Raw genomic sequence first — 20,529 nt, 5'->3', positions numbered from 1 at the left:
CCAATCACGAATTCAGGCGCTCCGCCGCGTCGACGTCGACTTCGTAGCCGGCTTCTTGCGCGCCGGCTTATGCAGGTCCGCGGTCTTGCCCGTACCGCGCGCGCCCTTGGCCGCCCGGGTCGGTGTCGCAGAGCTCTTCGACGCCGACCCGGCGGACTTTTTCGATGCCGTGGTCTTGGCCTCGGTCTTGGCCGTGGTCTTGGCCGTTGTCTTGGCCGTTGTCTTGGCCGTTGTCTTGGAGGCGGCCGTCTTCTTCGCCGCGGTCTTCTTCGCGGCCGGCTTGCTCTCCTGCGCCTCCGCCTCGGCCTCGGCCTGGCCCCCGCGCGTCTTCTTCGCCGCCTCCACGCTCGCCTTCAGCGCCGCCATCAGGTCGATCACCTGCGCGCCGCCCTCGGCCGGGGCCGGCGGCGTGACGACCTCGCGGCCGGCGACCTTGGCCTCGATGACCTCCTCCAGCGCCTCGCGGTAGTTGTCCTGGTAGGCCTCGGGGTCGAAGTCGGTGCTGAGGGAGTCGATCAGCAGTTTCGCCATCTTCAGTTCCGCGGCCTTGGGTTCGACCGTGCTTGAGGCGCTGTCCAGGAAGTCGAAGTCGGGCTTGCGGACCTCGTCGGCCCACAGCATGGTCTCCAGGGTCAGCACGTCGTCGCGCACGCGCAGCGCCGCCAAGCTCTCGCGCTCGCGCATCGCGAACCGCACCACCGCCACCCGGCCGGAGGCCTCCATCGCGTCGCGCAGCAGCGCGTAGGGGCGCACGCCCAGCTTGTCCGGCGCCAGGTAGTAGGACTTCGAATACATGATCGGATCGATCTGCTCCTCCGGCACGAACGCCTCGACCGAGATGGTCTTGGCGATCGCCTCCGGCAGCCCCTCGAAGTCCTTGGACGTGAGCACCACCACGTCCCCGTCGGGCAGCTGGTAGCCCTTGGCCACGTCGGACAGCGACACCTCCTCGCCGTCCAGCTCGCACACCCGCTTCTGCCGCACCCGGCCGCCGTCGGCGGCGTGCACCTGGTGGAAGGCGACCCGCTTCTCCTCGGTCGCGCCGAACATCTTCACCGGCACCGTCACCATGCCGAAGGAGATGACTCCACTCCAGATCGCCCGCATGCCCCGACGCTAATTCGGATCATCCGGACTCGCACTCCGGCCGGGCGCGGGATGTCATGGAGCGGTGGACCCGGACCGGCTGCGCGAATACCGCGCCAAGCGTGACGCCGCGCGCACCCCGGAGCCGGTCCCGCAGGACGCGCCGAAGAAGCGGCGCCGGGGCAAGCAGCCGATCTTCGTGGTGCAGGAGCACCGGGCCACCGCACTGCATTGGGACTTCCGTCTGGAGCACGACGGCGTCCTGGTCTCCTGGGCGTTGCCGAAGGGCGTCCCCACCGATCCCCGGCGCAACCACCGCGCCGTGCGCACCGAGGACCATCCGGTCGAATACGCCGACTTCACCGGACGCATCCCGGCCGGCGAGTACGGCGCCGGGACCGTCGCCACCTACGACCGCGGCACCTACACGCCGGAGAAGTGGACCGACGACGAGATCAAGGTCGAACTGACGGGCGAGCGTCTTTCCGGGCACTACACCTTGTTCCGCACCGGCGGCCCGGACTGGATGATCCACCGCGAGAAGGGTCAGGACCCTGACTTCGCCGCGGTGCCGGACGACCTGCGGCCGATGCTCGCGATCCCCGGGACGGCCCCGACCGGCGCCGGCTGGGCCACCGAGTTCAAGTGGGACGGCATCAGGGCCCTGTGCCGCGTCGAGGGCGGCCGGGCCCGGCTGCGCTCGCGCAACGGCAACGACCTCACCGAGACCTACCCGGAGATCAAGGCGCTGGCCAAGACGGTCAGCAGCGCGCAGCTGCTGCTGGACGGCGAGATCATCGCGCTGGACGAGGCCGGCCAGGTCAGCTTCGGGGCGTTGCAGGCCCGCTTCGGCACCCGCGGGGCCGAGGCCGCCCGGCTGTCCCGGACCAACCCGGCCTCCTATCTGGTCTTCGACCTGCTGCATCTGGACGGCCGCTCCACCTTGGACCTGCCCTACACCGACCGGCGCCAGCTGCTGGAGTCCCTGGAGCTGTCCGGGCCGAACTGGCAGACCCCGCCGGCGTTCCCCGACACCCCGGTCGCCGACGTGCTGGCCGCCGCGCGCGCCGCCGGGCTGGAGGGCGTGGTGGCCAAGCGCCTGGACTCGCCGTACCAGCCCGGAACGCGCTCGCCGGCGTGGCGCAAGATCAAGCTGACCGCCTCGCAGTCCGCGGTCATCGGCGGCTTCACGCCGGTGAGGCGCCAGGGCGCCGCCGCCGGCCGTCCGCCACGCGAAGTCGGGGCGCTGCTGCTCGGCGTCCCCGACGAGGCCGGGCAGCTGCGGTACGTGGGCAAGGTGGGCAGCGGCTTCACCGAGCACGATCGCAGGGTCCTGCTGGAGGCGCTGACCGAGCTGGCGGTGGCCCGGAGCCCGTTCGCCACGGCCGTGGACGCCGCCGACGCGCGGGTGGCCACCTGGGTCGAGCCGGCGGTGGTGGCCGAGGTGACGTTCGGGGAGTGGACGTCGAAGGGCCGGCTGCGCCACCCGGTGTTCAAGGGGATCCGGCCGGACAAGGACGCCGCGGAGGTGGTCCGTGAGCCCTGACACGCGGGCCACGCAGACCGTCGAGGTGGACGGCCGGGCGGTGAAGCTGACGAATCTGGACAAGGTGCTGTATCCCGACGACGGCTTCACCAAGGGCGAGATCCTCGACTACTACGCCCGGATCGCGCCGGTGATGCTGCCGCATCTGGCCGACCGGCCGGTGACGTTCATCCGCTACCCGGACGGCGTGGGCACATCAGGGTTCTTCGCCAAACACGCCCCGGCGCACCGGCCGTCCTGGATCCGCACCGCGGACCTGGCGGCCTCCAGCTCCGGCAAGAAGATCGAGTACGTCCTCATCGAGGACCTGTCCTCGCTGATGTGGGCGGCGAACCTGGCGGCGATCGAGTTCCACGTCCCGCAGTGGCGGGTGTCCGACCAGGAGCACCACGACTTGCTGGTGCTGGACCTGGATCCGGGCGCGCCGGCCACGGTGCTGGACTGCGTGCGGGTCGCGCTGGCCGCCCGCGACCTGTTGTCGGAGCACGGTTTGGAGCTGCGCGCGAAGACCTCCGGGGCCAAAGGACTGCACCTGTACGCGCCGCTGGCCGGCGTCACCGGCGAGCAGGCCCGCGAACTCGCGCACACCATCGCCCGGGCGCTGGAGGGCACGCACCGCGACCTGGTGGTGTCCACCATGTCCAAGGCCGAACGGCCGGGGAAGGTGTTCGTGGACTGGTCGCAGAACACGCACGCCAAGACCACGATCGCGCCGTACTCGCTGCGCGCCACGCCGCATCCGGCGGTGTCGACACCGGTGACGTGGGAGCAGTTGGCGGCGGCGAAGGCACCCGAGGACCTCAGGTTCGGACCGAAGCGCGCCTTGGAGCAGGTGGCGCAGCACGGCGATCTGCTATCAGGGCTATGACACAATTGGAGCTATGACACGATCAGGGCTGTGACTTCCTCCACCCCCCAGGCCCTTTTGTTGGATTCCGGCGGCGTCCTGATGCGGCCCATCGGCGGCCGGTGGCATCCGCGTGCCGACTTCGAGCCGACGGTCAGGGCCCACGCGCCGCGCGTCACCGACGAGGAGTTGGCCGAGGCGGTCCGCGAGGGCGACCGTTTCATGGCGGCCGCGACCTCGACACCGGATCTGGACGACTACCACCGCGCGATGCTGGCGCACATCGGCGTCGAGGCGTCGGCGGATCTGCTGGCGGCGTTGGTCCAGGAGGTTCCGCCGACCACGGTGCTGGAGACGTTCCCCGAGGTGATCACGACGCTGACGGAGCTGCGGTCGCGCGGCGTCCCGATGGCCGTGGTCTCCGACGCCTGGCCGAACCTGCCGGACCTGCATGCCGCGCTCGGGCTCGGCGACTTCTTCGCCGCCTACGCGATCTCGGCGGTGCTCGGCTGTAGCAAGCCGGACCCGCGGATGTACCACCACGCCAGCGACGCCCTCGGGCTCGCCCCGGCCGAGTGCCTGTTCGTGGACGACGATCCGGAGCTGGTGGCGGCCGCGATCGCGCTGGGGTATCAGGGGTGCGCGATGCTGCGGGACGGCGCGGGGGCGCGTGACGGGGTACCGGTCATCGGTTCGCTGGATGAGCTCCTGGATCTGGTCTAGTGCGTACCGTTTACGTCATCGCCCATCCTGAGGCGACTCACCACGTGGAGAAGATTGTCGGCGGGTGGCACGACTCGGTGCTGACACCCGCCGGAAAGAGTGCTGCCGCTGCTATCGCGCGAACGCTGCGGGCCGAGATCCCCGTCGGCGCCGACGTCGAGGTGATCTCCTCAGACCTTCTGCGCGCCAGCCAGGCTGCCATGGAGGTCGCGAGCGCGTTCGACGTCGAGATCACCTTGGACCGCCGGCTGCGGGAGAAATCCTACGGCGACGCCGAGGGAAGGCCACAGCAGTGGCTGGACGAGCGGTTCATCCCGGCGCCCGCACTCGGCGACCGGATGAACCACGATGAGGGGATCCGGGGTTCGGAGACCAGGGGCCAGTGCGCGAGCCGCGTGTATGCGGCCATGGCGCAGATCCTCGGACGCGACTGCGAGCACCAGATCATCGTGACGCACGGCTTCGCGATGACGTTCGTCGTCGCGGCCTGGATCCGGATGCCCTTCGAGTCTGTGGGATCGGTGAGCTTTCGCGCACCGTCCGGCAGCATCACGACTTTGAGAGAGGACGACTTCTGGCACAACCGCCAAGTCGTCCGGCTCGGGGACACCCGCCACCTGGGTTCGTAGGCCTTCTCGGGCCGGGTTCCGGACACAAAGGTGCGGGGCGGGCCGCCAATGTCGTGCGGCCCGCCCCGCTTCTGGGGGGCAAGTGCTGCAGCCGGTTGTGCGGGGGCAATCCGCGCGGCTTCATCCATCATGCGCTTTCCGGGGTGTGCCGTCATCCGCAGGAGGTGGTGGCGGTGGCTCCGTTGATGGTGCCGGTCGCTGAGACGCAGAGGTCGCGGCCGAAGATCATCCGGGTCCACAGGACGGTGCCCGTGCCGCTGGCCGACATCTTCGCGCCGTCCGCGCGGGTGGCGGTGGCGGAGAGGTTGGCGGTGCCGACCTGGGAGATCACGCGGGCCCAGTTGTTGCCGCAGAAGGGCGACCAGCGGAGCTCGACCCAGCCGACCTGCTTGCCGTGGCTCCAGATGGCCGCGGTGCGGATGCTGCGGGCCTGGAAGGTGGTGGAACAGCCGGTGGCCTGCGGGTCCTTGCCGTTGCAGCCCTGGTTGCTGCAGGTGGCCTGGGCCGCCTTGGCCGGCACGGCCGAGGTGGCCGCGGCGGCCGCGAGCGGTGCGCTCGCCAGGGCGAGTGCGCCGAGTCCCACACCGATCCGGGAAGCGATGCGACGAGAAAACATGGCTACTCCCCCTCAGGGGGATCAGGAGGCGCCGTCGCCGGCGGGAGATCTCGTCGGGCCCTAAAGCGGCGCCTGGTGCCACGGGCACCTCCGCCATGGTGGCCAGAGGCCGGCCGGGGGTGGCGAACCGCCATGCGCCGTTCGGGGGAGGCTGAGCGTGCGGTGTGGCGGGGTGGGGGCCCGAGGGGTCGGGTTTCGGGGCCGCGGCGCAGGTTGAAACGTCAATCGGGTGGTTCGGCCGGAGGTCGTGGAACTCAGTAGTCGGACTTACCGCCGACCGCCCAGGTGATCGCGTTCGCGACCGGCCGGGCGACCGCGCTCGGCCCGCCGAAGATGGTCACCGAGGACAGGTGCAGGGACCAGGCGCCGAGCACCTGTGCGGTCTCCGGGGCCAGCGTGTCCGGCGGCGTCAGCAGCAGCGGCAGGCCGGCGTTGGCGGCGAAGGCGCCGCCGGTCAGCGCGTCGGGGAAGGTCAGGCCGCTGGCCACGCCGACGCCGGCCGGCCCGCCGTTGCCGGAGTCCTTCGCCACCTGGTTCGCGACCGACTCAGCGGTCTGATAGCGGTCCGTCCCGGTCAGCGGGGTCACGGTGTGCCCGGAGCCGGCCAGCGCCCTGGTCGCGGTCCAGGCCTGCATCCCGACGGCGTCCACGTCGGCGTGCGCCTTGACGAAGGCGGCGGTGTCCGGGTCCATCGCGGTGTCCTGCGACAGCACGATCGGTGCGTCCTCGACGGCGCCGAGCGGGCCGGCGGACAGGGCGTCGGGGAAGTCGCGGCCGGTGGCCACGATGACATGGGAGGACGCCCCGAACTGGTTCGCCACGGCCAGCGCGGTGCCGTAGCGGTCGCTGCCGGACAGCCGGCGCACGGTGTACCCGGCCCGCTGCAGCTCCGCCTGGATCCCGGGCGAGACGGCCGAGGTGCCGCCGAGGATGTACACCGTCTTGCGGCTGCCCGGTCCGCCGAGCACGCGGTCCAGCTCGGCCCGATCGGCGGCGGCCAGCTTCGCCGGATCGGTGAGCAGCAGCGGACCGTGCGCCTTGGCCGCCAGCGGGACGCCGGTCAGCGCGTCCGGCGCCGCGTCGCCGCGGGCCAGCACGACCGCGTCGGCCTGACCGTTCGCCCACTGCGCCTGGGAGACCATGCGCGAGGTCTGATACCGGTCGCTGCCGCCGATCTGACGGACCGTCGCCTGGCCCACGGTCCCGGACGGGGGATTGACGACGGGACCACCGCCGCCACCACCACCGCCCGACGGCGGCGGCGGGGTGACGGCGCCGCCGCGCGGACCGACGTAGACGTCGGCGTGGATCTGGTCGGAGTGTCCGTCGGCGTCGGTCGCGGTGAGCACGATCGACCGCAGGCCGGACAGGCCCGGGTACCAGATGTAGCCGGTCGGACTGGATCCGCCGCCACTGATCGGCACCTCCGACGCCGAATCGGCGATGCCGTAGGACTGCACCGGGGCGAACGGGCTCTTGGTGGCCGACATGTCGACCTGGAATCCGTAGTCGAGGCCGCTGCCGGTCTGGCTCGGCCGGGTGACCGGGATCAGGAGCGCGGACAGCGTCGGCCCGCCCTGGAACTCCACCGCGCCGCGGTCGGCATACGGCGTGGGCCCGGTACCGGTGGTCGGGACCTGGTTGTCGAGGAAACGTGCGGCGCCGGAGTAGTCAGTGCTCTGCCATCCGGGCGCCGAGGAGTCGGCGGAGTCCACGGCCGGGGACGTCGCCCGGATCCCGAAGCCGTCGGCGGTGGAGAACTGCGGGTCGGCGTTGATGTCCGCCTGACCCTGGCCGGCGTGGAGCTGAAGATCCTCAGAGTTCTGATAGACGGTTCCGCCCCAGGAGTAGGCCGGGCCCTGCGCGGACACGTGGCCGCCGAGGTCGGTCGAGCCCAGGACCTGCGAGGCGGCCGAGGGCTGGGCCAGGACGGAGGCGTAGCCGTCGGTCTGGACCGCGTCGACGACGTCGTGGCCGATCGTGGTGCCGTCGGTGGAGGAGCCGTCGACCACCACCATCGGGCCGGGGAACCCCTTCGCGGGCGCGTCGGTCTCGCCGAACAGGATGTCGTCGGCGATGGTCAGGCCGGTCGAGCCGCCGGTGGCGACCACGCCCTGCCCTGCGCCACGCACCGTGTCCCCGACGATCGCGTTCCCGGTGGAGCCCGTGACGGCGAAAGCGGGACCGGCGGTGGTGCGCACCTCGTCGTCGGCGACGGTGGCACCGCTCGAACCACCGGTGAGGGCGAGGGCGGAGCCGCCGCCCTGGAACTGGTCGCCGATGAACGCCGTGTCCGTGCTCCCGCTGCCGGTGACGGTGATACCGGGGGCCGAACCCCCCGCGTCGTCGGCGGTGACCATGGTCTGCGTGATGGACGTGCGCACGCTGTCCGTGATCGTCCCGGCGGTACCGGCGCCGGTCAGCTGCGAGTAGTCGTTCACCGCGACGTTCTGCGAATCCTTGACGGTCAGTCCGCTGCTGTGGACGCCGAGCAGCGTCACGTTCGAGGAGTCCTCGACGGTGAACGTGCTCCGGAAGGAGGCCAGGGTCACGTTCTGGGCACCGGAGACGGTGACGCTCGTGAGATGGGCGCCGCGCGGCCCGACGCCCAGCGAGATCCCGGGCACGGTGATGGTGACGTTCTCCGCGTGGTCGCCGTCCACGGTGATCGTGCTGCCCGGCACCAGGGAGGGCGAGGCCAGCGCCGCGGCCACGGTGCAGAACGGCAGGGAGGCGTCGGCGTCCGAGCAGTTCTGGTCCGGCGTGGTGACGACCAGGTTCACCGGCGCCGCGGCGTGCGCCGCGATCGGCGCCATACCCGCGATCGCCGCCAAGGTCGACACCGCGGTGACCGTGATGTTCCGTGCGCGCATGGTTCCCCCCGGAACGTAAGAACTCTGAGAGGGTTCTCAAGGTATCTCAGGACACCGGGTCCCGGTATAGATCGTGGGCATGCAGCGGTTGCAGTGCGAGCACAGCGAGGGGGTCGTCGTATCGGCGGCGATGCGGTTCACCAGATCCGGCTCGCGCAGCAAGGCGCGCGCCATGGCCACGTACTGGAATCCGGCCGCCATCGCGCGGTCCATCGTGGCGCGGGTGGTGATGCCGCCGAGCAGGATCAACGGCAGTGAGAGTTCGGCGCGGAAGCGCAGGGCGCGCTCCATCAGATATGTGTCCTGATACGGGTAGGCGCGCAGGAACTTCTTGCCGAGCAGGCGGATCCCGAGGCGGGGCAGCGGCGGGAACTGCGCGGCGAACTCGCGCAGGGGCACGTCGCCGGTGAACAGGTACATCGGGTTCATCAGGGAGCTGCCGGCGGTCAGCTCCAGGGCGTCGAGGGTGCCGTCCCGCTGCAGCCACTGCGCGACCTGCAGGCTGTCCTCGATGCGCAGGCCGCCGGGGTAGCCGTCCTCCATGTTCAGCTTCGCCGTCACCGCGATCCGGTCGCCGGCCTCGTCGCGGACGGCGCGCGCCAGGGCCAGGGCGACTTTGGCGCGGTTGGCCAGGGATCCGCCGTAGGCGTCGTCGCGCTTGTTCAGGCGCGGGGACAGGAAGGCGCTGGCGAAGTAGTTGTGGCCGAGGTGGATCTCGACGGAGTCGAACCCTGATTCGATCGCCAGGCGGGCGGCGCGGGCATGGTCGGCGATGATCCGCTCGATGTCGGCGGCGGTCGCGGCGCGGGTGCGTCGGAAGCTGACCGGATTCAGCATCGGCGAGCAGGACAGGGCCGTGGCACGGTTGGAGCGGGCGTCGGCCACCGGTCCGGCGTGCCCGATCTGGGCGGCGACGGCTGCGCCCTCGGCGTGGACGGCGTCGGTGAGGGTGCGCAGGCCCGGCACGGCTTCGGGACGCCAGTGGATCTGGCGGCGCTCGGTGCGGCCCTCTGGAGAGACGGCGAGGTAGGCGACCGTGGTCATGCCGACGCCGCCTGCCGCGGGGCGGCGGTGGTAGGCGATGAGGTCGTCGCTCACCAGGGCGTCCGGGGTGGCGCCTTCGAAGGTCGCGGACTTGATCACGCGGTTGCGCAGGCGGACCGGGCCGAGGGTCGCCGGGGCCAGGACGTCGGGCGCTGGATCGGCAGGGGTCGTCACGGCGCGGACCCTAGAACGGCGTCCGCGAACATGCCAGAGGCGATGGGTGCCCTTACATTGTGTGCCGGTTCGGCATACAGTGCGCGCCATGGCCACCATAGCCATCACCGGCGCCGCCTCCGGCATAGGCGCGACCCTGGCCGCCTGGCTGACCGACGACGGGCACCGGGTCATCGGCGTGGACCTGGCCGGCGTGGACGTCCAGGCGGATCTGGGCACCGCCGAGGGCCGCGCCGAGGCCGTGGCATCGATCACAGAGCTCTGTGACGGCCGCCTGGACGGCCTGCTCCCCTTCGCGGGTCTGGCGCCCGCCGCCGGCCGCACCGGCTCGCTGCTGGTGTCGGTGAACTACTTCGGCGCCATCACCCTGCTCGAAGGGCTGCGGCCGGCGTTGAAGGCGGCCGGGAGCAGCGCGGTGGTGCTGCCGTCCTCGAACTCGGTCACCTGCCAGCCGGGCTGGCCGGAAGAGGTTGCCGAGGCCTGCCTGGCCGGCGACGAGCCGGGGGCCCGCGCGATGGCCGACACCCACGGCGAGCTCGCGTCCCTTCAGGCCTACCCGGCGACCAAAGCCGCCCTGGCCTGGTACGTCCGCACCCGTGCCGCCGACTGGATCGCCGACGGTATACGTCTGAACGCCGTCGCGCCCGGCATGATCGACACCCCGATGACCCAGGCTGGCCGCGCCGACGAGCTCACCGCCGCCGGTATGGCCGCCTTCGAGAAGACCATCCCGGCCGGACGCCCCGGACGCCCGGAGGAGGTGGCCGCGGCGGTGGCGTTCTTGTTGTCGGAGCAGGCTTCTTTCATGGCCGGATCGGTCGTGTTCTGCGACGGCGGAACGGATGCGGCCTTGCGGGGCAAGGACTGGCCGGCGCGCTGGAATCTGGCGATATAGCGATCATCACCAGTACCCTTCGGCACCATGGCTTTCGGGGACCGGGCACGCGCAGATGACGACGACCGACGCCGCCGCCGCGCGCTCGCCGGCCGTGAGCGGTTGCGCAGGCGTCGCATACCTCTGACGCGGCGGCTCGGGCCGCCGCTGCGGCTGCCCCGGCACGGTCCGGACCCGCGCTGGATCACCGGGCTGGTCATCGGTCTGGCCGCGATCCTGCTGCTGGGCTGGATCGGCCGCGCCGTCGAGCCGTACTGGCCGAACTTCGCGCTGAACACCGCCGCGGACCTGATCGGGGCCGTGTTCACCATCTACGTGATCACCCCGATCATCGAGCGCGCCGGGCAGAGCGGCGTCCGGGAGCACGCGGAACTGGACTACTCGCAGTTCCTGAGCGACGCCGACCGGGCGACCTCCGTGATCCGGATCCTGGACACCTACTCCAACCTGCTGGCCGAGCCGTACGCGCAGCGCTTCGAGACGATGGTGCGCGAGGCCGTGGCACGCGGGGTGTCCATCAGGGTCCTGCTGATCAACCCCACCACCCTGGCCGCCGAACAGCGCGACCTGGAACTGGGACGCGCCGACGAGCTGGGGCCGATGCTGGAGCGCAACCTGGAGACGGTGGCCCGGCTGCACCGCGCGTTCGAGCGGGCCGGCGGCCCGCGGGGGCTGGGCACCGCGGCCGACTTCCAGGTGCGGCTGTACTCCTCCGGTCCGGACATCACCATGTACCGCTGGGACGACCGCGCGCTGGTCTCCTTCTACCCGGTCGGCAAGCTCTCCGGGCGGGCCGAGCAGCTGGAGGTGACGGTGGACAGCGCGCTGGGGAGCTTCGTCAACAACCGCTTCCAGGCGGTCTGGCACGCCGCGGCCCCGCACCAGGCGCTGACCCCGATCACGGTCGCCGACGACAACATCGAGCGCACCTACCTGGTCCGCTTCGTGGACCTGGCCGACGGCCGCCGCTTCGTGGCCTCCCGCCGGGTCGAGCGCTTCCTGCGGCGCGCGGTCGGCGAGGTGGTGGCGGCCAACGGCGGCCGGGACTACCGGCTGGAGGCCGCCGACCGGCACCAGGTCGGTACGCTGCTGGACACCGCGTTCCGGCGGATCTACGGGGAGATCCCCGACACGGCCTATCTCCTGCTTCAAGCATCGGAACCATCGGTCAGCCCCGTCGGGTAGCGTCAGGGCGTGCAACACACCGCCGCCGGCCGCCCCGGCGCGAACCGGTTCCAGGCCCTGGGACCCAACCGGCTCGACGAGATCGCCGCGAAGTACGGACTGGACCCGCAGCTTCGCGAGAGCGTCCGCCTGTTCTCCTTGGTCCTGCCCTTCCGGATCAACGAATACGTACTCAGTGAACTGATCGACTGGTCGGCACCGGACAGCGACCCGGTCTTCCACCTGTTCTTCCCGCAGCCGGGCATGCTCTCGCCCGACGACGAACACCGGCTGGCCGCGGCCCGCGACGGCGGCGACGCCGGCGAGCTGGCCCGGACCATCGCCGGCATCCGGGCCGGCATGAACCCGCATCCGGAGCATCAGCAGGACTTGAACGTTCCGAACGACGCCGACGGGCCGGTTCCGGGCACGCAGCACAAGTACGAACAGACGCTGCTGTACTTCCCCTCGGCCGGCCAGACCTGCCACGCCTACTGCACCTACTGCTTCCGCTGGGCCCAGTTCGTCGGCGAGCCGGAGCTGCGCTTCGCCGCAGCCGAGCCCTCGCGCGCCGTGGCCTACCTGCGCCGGCACCCGGAGATCACCGACGTGCTGGTCACCGGCGGCGACCCGATGGTGATGTCGGCCCAGCGGCTGCGGCAGCACATCGAGCCGTTCCTGTCCGTGGAGTCGCTGCAGACGGTGCGCATCGGCACCAAGTCGGTGGCCAGCTGGCCGCACCGCTACGTCACCGACCACGACGCCGACGCCACGCTGCGCCTGTTCGAGCAGATCGCCGAGGCCGGCAAGACCCCGGCGGTGATGGCGCACCTGAGCCACCCGGTGGAGCTGGAGCCGGCCATCGCGCGCACCGCGCTGGCGCGCATCCGCGACACCGGCGCCGTCGTCTACTGCCAGGCCCCGCTGATCGGCCGGGTCAACGACGACGCCGCGGCCTGGGCCCGGCTGTGGCGCGCCGAGCAGCGCGCCGGCGCCGTGCCGTACTACATGTTCGTGGCCCGCGACACCGGGCCGCGCGACTACTTCAAGGTGCCGCTGGCGCGCGCCGCCGAGGTGTTCCGCGACGCCTACAGCTCCCTGCCCGGGCTGGCTCGCACGGTGCGCGGGCCGGTCATGTCCACGACCGGCGGGAAGGTCGCGGTGGACGGCGTGACCGAGGAGTCCGGCGACTCCGGCACCAGGCGGTTCTTCGAACTGCGCTATCTGCAAGCCAGGGATCCCCGCCTGGTCGGCAGGCCTTTCCGTGCTGTTTACTCAGCAGATGCCGCATGGATCGACGACCTCGAACTCGCGCCCGGCACCCCGGCGGACATCCGCGCGGCGGTGGCGGCCGGCCGGGACTGACCCCAGATGATCGACCAGCCCCACCCCGTTCAATATCCTGGGGCGATGAACACACCAGGCGCCAGGCCCACCCCGGCCACGTCGGCCACGGTCCGCGAGCTGAACCTGCGGACGGTGTGGCGCGTGATCGGGGAGCACGCGCCGATCTCGCGGGCCGAGATCTCGCGGGCCACCGGGATCTCCAAGCCGACGGTCTCGGCGGTGCTGGAGGACCTGCTGCAGATCGGGCTGGTGGTGGAGACCGCCGACGCCTCGCGCGGCTTCACCTACGGCGCGGTGTTCTTCAAGCCGCGCCCGGAGGCGGCGCACGCGCTGGCCTTCGACGTGGGGGCGCGCCATCTGCGGGCGGCGCTGGTCGGACTGGACGCCGAGGAAGTGGTGCGGCGCGACGCCGAGGTGGAGGGGCTGGACGCGGACGGCATGGTCGGCGCCTCGGTCCGGCTGGCCCAGGAGCTCACCGCGGCCGCCGGGGTCGGGCCGGAGTCGGTGCAGCACGCGGTCATCGGCGTGCCGGGTGTCGTGGACCAGCGCGACGGCCGGGTGTGGCAGGCGGCCAACGTCCCGGGGATGGAGGGCTTCGGCGCCCGGGAGACGTTCAGCGCGGCCCTGCAGATCCCGGTCACCGTCGAGAACGACATCAACCTGGCCGCGCACGGCGAGTACGCCCGCGGCAGCGGCGGCAGCGCCGACAGCTTCCTGTTCCTGTCGATCGGCACAGGCGTCGGCGCCGGGCTCGTACTCGGCGGCAACCTGCTGCGCGGGTTCAAGGGCGCGGCCGGCGAGCTGGACAGCGCCTTCGAGCCGGTCTTCGTCGAGGGCGACGACGGCCTGGAGGCGGACGTGCCGACGCACATGGACCCCTGCGCCATGGCGATCCTGCAGTACGCCGCGGACAAGCTGCCCGGCGAGAAGGACCTGGCCATGGAGCGCGTCTTCGAGCTGGCGCGGGCGCAGGACCCGGGGGCGCTGGACGTAGTGGGCGAGGAGGCACGGCGGATCGCGAACTACGTCGCGGTGGCCGCGGCGGTGGTGGACGTGGAACTGGTGGTGCTCGGCGGCGGGATCGGCCTGAACGGCGACCTGCTGCTGGGCCCGGTGGCCGACCGGCTGGCCGGCCGGCTGCCGTACCCGCCGCGCCTGGAGACCTCGGCGCTGGGCAGCGGGGCGGTGCTGGCCGGGGCGGAGGCGCTGGCGGCTTCGCTGACGGTGGAGCAGTTGATCCGGGACTACTTCCGGGGGTAGGCGGGGCACGCGCGGGCTGGGCGGGCCGGGCGGGCCAAGCGGGCCGGAGGGGCAGGCGCTTCGCCGCGGAGCAGGGGCGGCGGAGCACGCGTCGGCGAGCGCGCCGACCGGCCTGGCTGTTGCCGGATGTTCGCCGAGAAGACCGCTCGCCCGACTAGCCTTCCGGCGTGCCGCAGGACAACATCGCCGTCGCTCCCCCGCCCACCGACCGCGCGACCCGCCGCGGGCAACGCTTCACCGCGCTGATGGCCGCCGTGGTGCGCCGGCTGCCGTTCGGGCTCTCGCGCGTCGTGGCGCCGAGCCTGCTCGGGTTCGCGGTCATCAACGGGTTCACCTTCTCGGTGGACCTGGTCCTGCTGACGCTGGCGCACCGGCTGCTGCACTGGCCGTATCCGGCGGCGGTCACGGTGTCCTACCTGGCCGCGTTCGCGCTGAGCTTCGTGCTGAACCGGGCGTTCAACTTCCGGTCGCACGGTGCGCTGGGGGCGCAGACCGCTCAGTATGCGGTGGCGGTCGGGGTGAACTATCTGGTGTTCGTGCTCGGGGTCGGCAGTGGCCTGACCGCGATGGGGGTCGGGTACACCGTGGCGCGCATTCTGTCGGGGCTCGCCGAGGGGGCGTACATGTACTGCGTCATGCGCTGGGTGGTGTTCCGGAACCCCCCGACGGTCTGAGGCCGCTGCTAACGTGCGCGCATGATCGACGAAGCGCTGCTGCACCACGAGGTTCCGCAGAGCGAGGCCTTTGCCGCCGCCTCCCACATGGTCGAGGAGGCGCAGGCGCTCGCCCCCGAGACCCTGGCCGACCTCTGGATCGACATCGGGTACCTCTATACCGCGGAACGGGATGAGGAGATTCCCGATGACGAGGCGGCCGCGTCCGAGGTCTGGCTGCGGCGTGCGGAACAGGCAGCGTTGCGCACCCTGATCTCCGCCGAGCTGTCGACCAGACAGTGCGCCGATCTGGCACTGGCCTGTGTCGCCTTCGCCGGGCACCGGGTCGGCCGCATGCTGTGGAACCACCTCGCTCCTCCCGAACTCTCCATAGAACTCATCTGTCCCGGGTGCGACGCGGAGATCGACAGCGAGATTTTCCCCGTCGGTCTAGGGCTGCCTCGGATCGAGACGCCGGATGCAGGGCCCTGGGGTGCCGCCGTCGCCTTGGTGGAGCAGGCGCGCGACAGCGGCGGTCTGGATGCGGCGTGGTCCCCGTTCCTCGACATCGCCGCTGCCGTGGCAGCCGCCGGGGTCCCCGCGGATGCGCCGGCCGAAGCGGTGCTGTGCCTGGTCGCCGTCATCGTCGCGGTACGGAGCACACCTCGGTGGGCCGGGCTGGAGTGGGCCCGGGAGTTGCTGAAGCTCACCGGAGGTTGCCACTGCGACTACTGCGGCAACGACTGGACCGTCGCTGATTGTTCAGAGGCGCGGCGCGAAGATGCGCGTCCGCTGGCCGACAGCACGCAGGAGACTCCTCTGCCGGCCTCCGCTCTCCCCGCGCCTCGACCGGTCTCCGTGGAGACCTATAAAAGAACCCTGCTTTCCTCTGAAGGCTCAGGGATCGACGCGGTGGCGCTCATCGCCCGTGCCGGCCACCCGACACTCGTGGCCGGTGGCGGGAACGGAAAGCTGATCCACCTGTGGGACCTGGCCACCGGTGAGCCGTACGGTAAGGCGCTGACCGGCCATCCGGACCGCATCCGGACGCTGGCGGCGGTCCCACTGTCCGACGGCCGGACCCTGCTGGCCAGCGGCGGCGACTCCGGAGCCGTCGGGCTCTGGGATCCGTACGCGCCGGAGGAGGAGTCCGTACCGCTGCAAGCCCCGGTCGGCAACGCGACCGGCGCGCTGGTCGGGATCTGCGCCGTCCCCATGCCCGACGGCCGGACCCTGTTCGCCACCGCCACCGATCGCGGCTGGGCGAAACTCCGCGACCCACTGAGCACGACAGTACGGGGCGGCCTCAATCCCCGCGGCCGGGACCTCACGGCGATCATCGGCCTCCCGCTGGCGGCCGGGCACACGGCGGTCGCGGCCGTGGCCCGGGACCGCGAGGTGCACCTGTGGGATCCGCAGGTGTCAGATCCCTGGGACGCCGAGCTGAGTCCGACACGCGACCGTCCGGTCGGCGAGCTCATAGCCGCGGTCCCGGACGGTGATCGCGCGCTGCTGGCCATTGCCGGCCGCGACGGTTCCATCGCGCTGTGGGACCCGGCCACCTGGAAGCCCACCGGCGTGACGCTGCCGCCGGACCCCACGAAACGGGCTCCCGTCGCCATGGTCGGGACGACCCACCCCGACGGCCGCGTCCTGGTGGTCGTCTGCGCCAGTGATGGACGGAGCCTGCGGGTCTGGGAGCCCGGGACCGACGACGTGGTCACCGTCGAGGTCGGGGTCACGGTCACGGCGCTGGCCGCCGAGGGCGGGACGCTGATCGTCGGACACCGCCGCGGGGCCATCACCATCGACTTCGGCCCCTGATCCGCCAGCATCAGGGGCCGAAGGAGGCGCTGGACGGGGCTCAGCCGCCCAGCACCTCCTGCATCGCCGCGCCCAGGACCGCCGAGCCGGTCATGTCCAGCGCCGGTTCGTCGGTCTGCCAGGAGCGGACGTCGTCGGAGAAGCGGCTGCTGTGGCCGGTGAACTTGGTGTAGGCGTCGGTGCCGCCGGCCGGGCACTGCTTCATCCCGTCCTGGTAGGAGCCCAGGCCGCCGGAGAAGTTGCTGGTGTTGTTCGGGCCGTTCATCACCGCGCCGGTGGCGATCGCGCCGGTGCCGGTCAGGCTGCCGGACAGGTTGGCCACCTGGTGCTGCATGCACTTGGGGAAGTTGCTGCCCTCCCCCACCATGAACGCCAGGCCCCAGGCGTTGGCGCCCAGCAGCCAGTCGCGCTGCTCGGTGGCGAAGGCCTGGAACGAGGTGTCGCCGCTGGCCTGCCGGTAGAGCGCCTCCTCGGTGAGGAAGCCGAAGGTGTGGGCGTCGACGTCGAAGTCGGCGTAGTCGCCGCCGGCGTGGAAGACGTCGGAGGCGGCCTTGCTCGCCGCCGACTGCACCTGGCGCTTCAGGTCGGCGGTCAGCGCCGCGGGGGTGACGGCCAGGCCCGCGGGGTTGCCCGCGGCGGCGATCGCCTTGATCAGGTCGGCGTGGGCCAGGGCGCTGTTGTCGTAGAGGTTGAACGTGTCGCCGGTGTCGGAGGCGATGTAGTCCTTGGCGTAGGTGGCCGCCTGCGACAGGTACGCCGAAGGGCTGTGGCCCAGCTTCTGCGCGGCCAGGGCGAGTTCGGTGCCGCCGAGCTCCATCGCGTCGTGCCAGATCGACTCGGGGTAGTACGCGTTCGGCAGCGCGGTGGTCAGGGGGCTCGGCGGGGCGGTGGTGTCGGCCTGGGCGTAGACCGAGGCGGCGGCCTGGTATTCGGCGGCGGCCTGCTTGGGGTTGGCGGTGGCGTCCACCTGCGCGGCCAGCGCGAACGCGGCGGCCACGCGGCCGGCGATGTTCGGGCTGATTTTCGCGCCAGGGCTTGCGGCCAGGAACACCGGGCGGTGCGCGGCGGCGTAGCGGTCGGCGGTGGCGGTGTCGCCGTCGTCCTTCTGCGGCAGCCGCCACAGGTCGTGGTCGCCGAAGAAGGTGCCCGCGGAGTTGCCCGAGCCGATGCCGACCTGGAGGACCAGCGTCTTCGTGTTCTGGTTCCAGGCCTTGTTCAGCCAGGTCTCGCCGTAGTGCGCCTCGGCGGTCAGGGTGGCCGGGGCCGCCGAGCCCAGGGCGCGCTGCGCGGCCAGCAGTGTGATGTCGCCGAAGGCCTCGTTGTTGGAGAACTTCAGGTAGTCCCCGGCATCGAACCAGCCCCCGGAGACGTCGACGGTACCGGACAGCTTGGTCAGGTCGGAGGTGGTGATGGCGTCCGAGCCGCCGGCGGCGAACTTCGGCCAGGCGTAGATGCTCGCCGAGGAGTCGTTCAGGTGCGAGGGCTTGCGGTCCAGGGCGCCGGGGATGACGTCCGAACCGTCGCGCTGGGTCTGGAAGAAGGTGACGCCGTCGTTGACCAGCTTGCCGTACAGCGAGTCGGCGCCGGTGACGGTGAACGACGGCGAGGTCCCGGAGGCGCTGCCGACGACGGCGATGTGGTAGGTCCCCGGCGTTTTCAGACCGCTGAAGACGATCGGGTAGACGTCCGGGTAGGCGGTGTTCCACTTGCCCAGGCTGGTTCCCCCGACCTTGCCGGTGAGCACTGACTTGCCGCCGGCGTCCAGCACCGAGAACGTCGCCCCGGACACGGCCCCGCCGGTCATCAGGTACGCCTGCTTCACCTCGCCGGCCAGGTACCCGGCCTGGTCGACGCGGACCAGCCCGGTGGTCTGCGCCTTCTGGACAAGCGCCGCCTGCGCGCTCTGCGACAGGACGGTGGCGGCGCCGACGGTGAGGCCGGCCAGGCCGACGGCGGTGAGCGCGGCGACCGTCTTGCGGCGGCGGACGCGCGGTCGTGCCCTGGAAACCATGGGGGTGCCCCTCCTTGGTTAGGAAAGCTTCCTAACGAGAATGTGCCGGTGAACCTACCCAGAGGGCCGCGGGACGTCAAGGGACTCATCACCCGGGAACAGAGAGCACCGCCACGCTAGGGTTATCCGCGAAGCCTGTGACGAATTGTGGGGGTGGGGACATGGGCGAGCACACGGCTGCCCGGAGCCGGGCCGGCTTGGCGCTGATCCTGACGGTGCTGATGCTCTTCGTGGCAGCGTGCCAATCGACCGCTGATTCGGACTCTTCCTCGGGATCCTCCGGCGGCACGACGGTCGTGGCGGCCTCCTCGGCGCCGACGACCGGCCAGGCGCAGAAGATCTGCGGGGCACCGCCGTGCGTGCGCTTCGTCTCGCGCGGGGACACCAAGACCCTGTCCACCACGATCGCCGACCACCCGATCCTGAGCACGGTGGCGCTGCACGCGGCCGTGACGGTCCTGTGCGGCGGGATCCTGTGCCTGCTCGGCGAGGGCGTGAGCTTGGACTATGTGGCACACGCGGCCAAGGACGCGGCGAATCAGCACGCGTGCATCAGGGTGAACGTCTTGTCGGACGACGACAAGTGGAAGCTGGTCAGCCTCACCACGTCGAACCAGAGCCCGTACTGCAAGGATTAGCCTGGATTGGCTCGGACCAGCACGGACTGGCGCACATTGTGGGTGCGGCTTCCTATCATGGGGCGATGCGCGTTGATCCTTTCACCGTCTCCGTGCCGGACGAGGTCCTGACCGATCTGCGGGAGCGGATCGGGCGGACCCGGTGGCCGGAGGCGGCGCCCGGGGAGGCGTGGAGTCAGGGCGTCGAGGTGGGGTATCTGCGCGAGTTGTTGGCCTATTGGGCCGATGGGTTCGACTGGCGCGCTGCGGAACGTGAGCTCAATCGGTATCGGCATCAGGTGGCTGAGGTCGATGGGGTGCGGATCCACTTCGTACATCACCGTGGCAGCGGCGACGAGCGGACCCGTTTGATCCTGACGCACGGCTGGCCCAGCACGTTCGCGGAGATGCTGGGACTGGTGGACCGGCTCGGCGACCGGTTCGACCTGGTGGTGCCCTCGCTGCCGGGATACGTGTTCTCGCAGCGTCCGGCGCAGGTCGGTGTGGACCGGCGGTACGTGGCGGGGATGTGGCACCGGCTCATGCGGGGGCTCGGGTACGAGCGGTACGGCGCGTGCGGCGGCGACTTCGGGGCCGGTGTGGCCACGCATATGGCGCTGCTGGAACCCGAGCGCGTGATCGGGATCCATCTGAGCACGCCGGAGATGGAACCGTACACCGGCCCCGGCACGCCGCCGCTGACCGGCGAGGAGCAGGCGTACCTGGCGCAGTTGTCGCGCTGGGAGGAGACCGAGCGCGGCTACAGCGCGGTGCAGTCCACGCGTCCGCAGACGCTCGGCTACGGGCTGAACGACTCCCCCGCGGGCCTGGCGGCGTGGGTGCTGGACAAGTGGCGCTCCTGGTCGGACAGCGACGGCGACCTGGACGGCACATTCGGACGCGACAGCCTGCTGACGATGCTGACGCTGTGGTGGGCGACGGACTCCATCACCGCCTCGATGCGCGACTACTACGACAACCGATGGCACGGCAGCCCGATCGGGCCGGAGGACCGGGTCCGGGTGCCGACCGCGATGGCGGTGTTCGCGAACGAGTTCGTGCCCGAGGGCCAGGTGCCGCGCTCCTGGTACGAGCGGTTGTACCAGGTGCGGCGGTGGACGGTCTTCCCGCGCGGCGGGCATTTCGCGGCGATGGAGGAGCCGGACTTGCTGGCCGGGGACATCGCGGAGTTCTTCGGCGGGTTGACCTAGCTGGTCCGG

At 71.4% G+C, this 20,529-nt stretch carries 17 protein-coding genes; 12 read left to right on the top strand and 5 right to left on the bottom strand.

Annotated elements, in window-relative coordinates; genetic code table 11:
- Window positions 1-12: 12 nt before the first annotated feature.
- Window positions 13-1,107, bottom strand: a complete 1,095-nt coding sequence (locus tag ABIA35_RS43060) for a Ku protein (RefSeq protein ID WP_370361863.1) — start codon at window positions 1,105-1,107, stop codon at window positions 13-15.
- A 64-nt stretch (window positions 1,108-1,171) separates the two neighbouring features.
- Between ABIA35_RS43060 and ligD (ABIA35_RS43055) the strand changes: the two genes are divergently transcribed.
- Genes ligD (ABIA35_RS43055) through ABIA35_RS43040 form a run of 4 tightly spaced genes read left to right on the top strand, consistent with a single transcriptional unit; the run spans window position 1,172 to window position 4,831 of the window.
- Complete coding sequence (gene ligD, locus ABIA35_RS43055) at window positions 1,172-2,632, top strand: non-homologous end-joining DNA ligase (RefSeq protein WP_370361862.1); 1,461 nt, start codon at window positions 1,172-1,174, stop codon at window positions 2,630-2,632.
- Window positions 2,622-3,500 (top strand): non-homologous end-joining DNA ligase, encoded by an 879-nt coding sequence (gene ligD, locus ABIA35_RS43050; RefSeq protein ID WP_370361861.1) that lies wholly within the window; start codon window positions 2,622-2,624, stop codon window positions 3,498-3,500. The genes ligD (ABIA35_RS43055) and ligD (ABIA35_RS43050) overlap by 11 nt, the downstream gene beginning before the upstream one ends.
- Before the next feature lie 30 nt (window positions 3,501-3,530).
- Window positions 3,531-4,202, top strand: coding sequence for an HAD family hydrolase (locus ABIA35_RS43045; RefSeq protein ID WP_370361860.1), 672 nt, complete (start codon window positions 3,531-3,533; stop codon window positions 4,200-4,202).
- Window positions 4,202-4,831, top strand: a complete 630-nt coding sequence (locus ABIA35_RS43040; protein WP_370344446.1) for a histidine phosphatase family protein — start codon at window positions 4,202-4,204, stop codon at window positions 4,829-4,831. Before ABIA35_RS43045 ends, ABIA35_RS43040 begins: the two co-directional genes overlap by 1 nt.
- Window positions 4,832-4,982: 151 nt before the next feature.
- On the opposite strand, the gene ABIA35_RS43035 is transcribed toward ABIA35_RS43040, so the two are convergent.
- The 3 genes from ABIA35_RS43035 to ABIA35_RS43025 all read right to left on the bottom strand — a co-directional run bounded on the left by ABIA35_RS43035 (window position 4,983) and on the right by ABIA35_RS43025 (window position 9,538).
- A complete protein-coding gene (locus tag ABIA35_RS43035; protein ID WP_370344445.1) occupies window positions 4,983-5,447 on the bottom strand; it encodes a DUF2690 domain-containing protein in 465 nt (154 codons plus the stop codon).
- A 254-nt stretch (window positions 5,448-5,701) separates the two neighbouring features.
- Window positions 5,702-8,320, bottom strand: coding sequence for a cell wall-binding repeat-containing protein (locus tag ABIA35_RS43030; RefSeq protein WP_370361859.1), 2,619 nt, complete (start codon window positions 8,318-8,320; stop codon window positions 5,702-5,704).
- Between the two features lie 36 nt (window positions 8,321-8,356).
- The gene (locus ABIA35_RS43025; RefSeq protein ID WP_370361858.1) at window positions 8,357-9,538 is read right to left on the bottom strand and encodes an NADH:flavin oxidoreductase; all 1,182 of its coding nucleotides are present in this window, start codon (window positions 9,536-9,538) and stop codon (window positions 8,357-8,359) included.
- A gap of 88 nt (window positions 9,539-9,626) precedes the next feature.
- On the opposite strand from ABIA35_RS43025, the gene ABIA35_RS43020 reads away from it, so the two are divergent.
- The 6 genes from ABIA35_RS43020 (at window position 9,627) to ABIA35_RS42995 (ending at window position 16,681) form a co-directional block, all read left to right on the top strand.
- Complete coding sequence (locus tag ABIA35_RS43020; protein ID WP_370361857.1) at window positions 9,627-10,433, top strand: SDR family oxidoreductase; 807 nt, start codon at window positions 9,627-9,629, stop codon at window positions 10,431-10,433.
- Between the two features lie 27 nt (window positions 10,434-10,460).
- Window positions 10,461-11,618, top strand: coding sequence for a hypothetical protein (locus ABIA35_RS43015; protein ID WP_370361856.1), 1,158 nt, complete (start codon window positions 10,461-10,463; stop codon window positions 11,616-11,618).
- A gap of 9 nt (window positions 11,619-11,627) precedes the next feature.
- Window positions 11,628-12,962, top strand: coding sequence for a KamA family radical SAM protein (locus ABIA35_RS43010; protein WP_370344440.1), 1,335 nt, complete (start codon window positions 11,628-11,630; stop codon window positions 12,960-12,962).
- Between the two features lie 45 nt (window positions 12,963-13,007).
- Window positions 13,008-14,204 (top strand): ROK family protein, encoded by a 1,197-nt coding sequence (locus tag ABIA35_RS43005; protein WP_370344439.1) that lies wholly within the window; start codon window positions 13,008-13,010, stop codon window positions 14,202-14,204.
- Between the two features lie 245 nt (window positions 14,205-14,449).
- On the top strand, window positions 14,450-14,878 hold the full coding sequence (locus tag ABIA35_RS43000; RefSeq protein ID WP_370344476.1) for a GtrA family protein: 429 nt from the start codon (window positions 14,450-14,452) through the stop codon (window positions 14,876-14,878).
- A gap of 21 nt (window positions 14,879-14,899) precedes the next feature.
- The gene (locus ABIA35_RS42995) at window positions 14,900-16,681 is read left to right on the top strand and encodes a WD40 repeat domain-containing protein (RefSeq protein ID WP_370344438.1); all 1,782 of its coding nucleotides are present in this window, start codon (window positions 14,900-14,902) and stop codon (window positions 16,679-16,681) included.
- A 40-nt stretch (window positions 16,682-16,721) separates the two neighbouring features.
- Here the strand turns inward: ABIA35_RS42995 and ABIA35_RS42990 are convergent, their stop codons facing one another.
- Window positions 16,722-18,692 (bottom strand): glycoside hydrolase family 9 protein, encoded by a 1,971-nt coding sequence (locus tag ABIA35_RS42990; RefSeq protein WP_370361855.1) that lies wholly within the window; start codon window positions 18,690-18,692, stop codon window positions 16,722-16,724.
- Window positions 18,693-18,853: 161 nt separating this feature from the next.
- Here ABIA35_RS42990 and ABIA35_RS42985 point away from each other — a divergent pair, with 161 nt between their 5' ends.
- Together ABIA35_RS42985 and ABIA35_RS42980 are read left to right on the top strand one after the other, a co-directional pair.
- Window positions 18,854-19,330, top strand: a complete 477-nt coding sequence (locus ABIA35_RS42985; protein WP_370344436.1) for a hypothetical protein — start codon at window positions 18,854-18,856, stop codon at window positions 19,328-19,330.
- A gap of 65 nt (window positions 19,331-19,395) precedes the next feature.
- A complete protein-coding gene (locus ABIA35_RS42980; RefSeq protein ID WP_370361854.1) occupies window positions 19,396-20,520 on the top strand; it encodes an epoxide hydrolase family protein in 1,125 nt (374 codons plus the stop codon).
- The last annotated feature ends 9 nt before the right edge of the window (window positions 20,521-20,529 follow it).

The sequence above is a fragment of the Catenulispora sp. MAP12-49 genome, assembly GCF_041262705.1.
Taxonomy (GTDB): Bacteria; Actinomycetota; Actinomycetes; order Streptomycetales; family Catenulisporaceae; genus Catenulispora.
The sequence above is the reverse complement of the archived record's forward strand: the minus strand, read 5'-3'. Positions and strand labels throughout refer to the sequence as shown.

What these genes read in the sequence shown, in the direction of transcription:
- ABIA35_RS43035 (WP_370344445.1), bottom strand. Translation starts at nt 5,447, where the DNA reads ATGTTTTCTCGTCGCATCGCTTCCCGGATCGGTGTGGGACTCGGCGCA.
- ABIA35_RS42980 (WP_370361854.1), top strand. Translation starts at nt 19,396, where the DNA reads ATGCGCGTTGATCCTTTCACCGTCTCCGTGCCGGACGAGGTCCTGACC.
- ABIA35_RS43015 (WP_370361856.1), top strand. Translation starts at nt 10,461, where the DNA reads ATGGCTTTCGGGGACCGGGCACGCGCAGATGACGACGACCGACGCCGC.
- ABIA35_RS43005 (WP_370344439.1), top strand. Translation starts at nt 13,008, where the DNA reads ATGAACACACCAGGCGCCAGGCCCACCCCGGCCACGTCGGCCACGGTC.
- ABIA35_RS42985 (WP_370344436.1), top strand. Translation starts at nt 18,854, where the DNA reads ATGGGCGAGCACACGGCTGCCCGGAGCCGGGCCGGCTTGGCGCTGATC.
- ABIA35_RS43000 (WP_370344476.1), top strand. Translation starts at nt 14,450, where the DNA reads ATGGCCGCCGTGGTGCGCCGGCTGCCGTTCGGGCTCTCGCGCGTCGTG.
- ABIA35_RS42995 (WP_370344438.1), top strand. Translation starts at nt 14,900, where the DNA reads ATGATCGACGAAGCGCTGCTGCACCACGAGGTTCCGCAGAGCGAGGCC.
- ABIA35_RS43060 (WP_370361863.1), bottom strand. Translation starts at nt 1,107, where the DNA reads ATGCGGGCGATCTGGAGTGGAGTCATCTCCTTCGGCATGGTGACGGTG.
- ABIA35_RS43030 (WP_370361859.1), bottom strand. Translation starts at nt 8,320, where the DNA reads ATGCGCGCACGGAACATCACGGTCACCGCGGTGTCGACCTTGGCGGCG.
- ABIA35_RS43020 (WP_370361857.1), top strand. Translation starts at nt 9,627, where the DNA reads ATGGCCACCATAGCCATCACCGGCGCCGCCTCCGGCATAGGCGCGACC.
- ABIA35_RS42990 (WP_370361855.1), bottom strand. Translation starts at nt 18,692, where the DNA reads ATGGTTTCCAGGGCACGACCGCGCGTCCGCCGCCGCAAGACGGTCGCC.